Origin of the sequence: Streptomyces sp. H27-H5 (assembly GCF_026627505.1) — a bacterium.
Lineage (GTDB): Bacteria > Actinomycetota > Actinomycetes > Streptomycetales > Streptomycetaceae > Streptomyces.
This window is the reverse complement of sequence record NZ_JAPNLK010000303.1, coordinates 1-1,291: the sequence shown is the minus strand read 5'-3', so window position 1 is coordinate 1,291 and position 1,291 is coordinate 1. Positions and strand designations below refer to the sequence as shown.

Annotated in this window: 1 protein-coding gene; it reads right to left on the bottom strand. The window is 61.0% G+C overall.

What is annotated here, in order from left to right; translation table 11 throughout:
• Positions 1–43: 43 nt before the first annotated feature.
• A protein-coding gene (locus tag OTB19_RS42915; protein ID WP_267804286.1) for an IS3 family transposase occupies positions 44–1,170 on the bottom strand; the annotation gives its coding sequence in 2 pieces (ribosomal slippage) (positions 44–960 and positions 960–1,170; 1,128 coding nt in all).
• Positions 1,171–1,291: the final 121 nt, after the last annotated feature.

Genomic DNA, 1,291 nt, shown 5'->3' with positions numbered 1-1,291 from the left:
TGAGGGGCCTCGCGTTTTCCGGACAGGGATCTGACCGATTAATTCATGCGGCGAGTCGCAGATTCTCAAACTCGGCATGGACTTCCCGCGGAGGCCGGTAACCAACTGCCGAGTGGAGACGCTTGAGATTGTACCAGAACTCTATGTACCGGGCGATATCCTTTCGCGCCTCCTCGCGGGTGGTGTAACTCATGCGGGACACCCGCTCGTTCTTCAGGACGCCGAAGAATGATTCGGCCATGGCGTTGTCGTAACAAATTCCGGTCCGTCCGGACGACCTCCGCATCCCCAGCTCTCCGAGAACGCCCGCGTACTCGGCTGACATGTAATTGCTGCCTCGGTCCGAGTGGAAGATGGCGCTCTTTGCGAGCTTCCGGTTCCGGGCCGCGTTGCGGATGGCCCGGGATATGAGCGGGGTCTGGTAGTGATCGTCCATCGCGTATCCGATGACTTCCTTGGTGCAGCAGTCGATGACGGTAGCGAGAAACAGCCATCCTTCACTGGTCGAAATGTAAGTGATATCACCAACGAGTTTTTCTCCGGGCTTTTCGGCGGTGAAGTTCCGGCCGACGAGGTCGGGCACCAGGCCCGCTGCGGCCTGGGTGAGGGACCACCGCCTCGGCTTCGGCTGGCAGGGCACCAGGCCCAGCTGGCGCATGAGCTGGCGGACGAGCTCCAGGCCGGCCGCGACGCCCCAGCGTGCCAGCTGGGCGTGGACGCGCCGGTAGCCATACGTGCTGTCGGAATCATCGAAGGCTTTCGTGATGAGCAATTTCAGTTCCCCGCGCCGCTGGGCCGTCGCGGAATCCGGACGGCTCCGCCATTCGTAGTAGCCGGACTTGGACACGTCGAGTCGTTCACACATGAACCCGACGGGAAATGCGTACTCCGCCGTATCGAGCCGCATCGTTTCGATGAACTCGTACGTGTTCGCTACCGGACATCCCTCGCGAAGTACGCTGCGGCTTTTTTTAGGAACGCGTTCTCCATCTCGACTTCCCGAATACGGCGTTCGAGTTCCTTGAGCCGGGCTCGCTCATCCACGGCGAGCGGACCAGCCTGCCTTCCGTGGTCGCGCTCGTACCGGCGCACCCATGAGCGAAGCGTCTCGGAGTTCACCTCAAGATTCCGGGCCACCTCGGCAATGGGCTTACTTGATTTCAATGCCATCTGGACCGCTTCTTCACGGAACTCCGGCGAGTACGAACGCGAACGTGTCACTTGCTTCTTCCCTCGATCCCTTACAGGACAACCCTATTGGGTCCCTGTCCGGGAACTTCGGGGCCCCTCA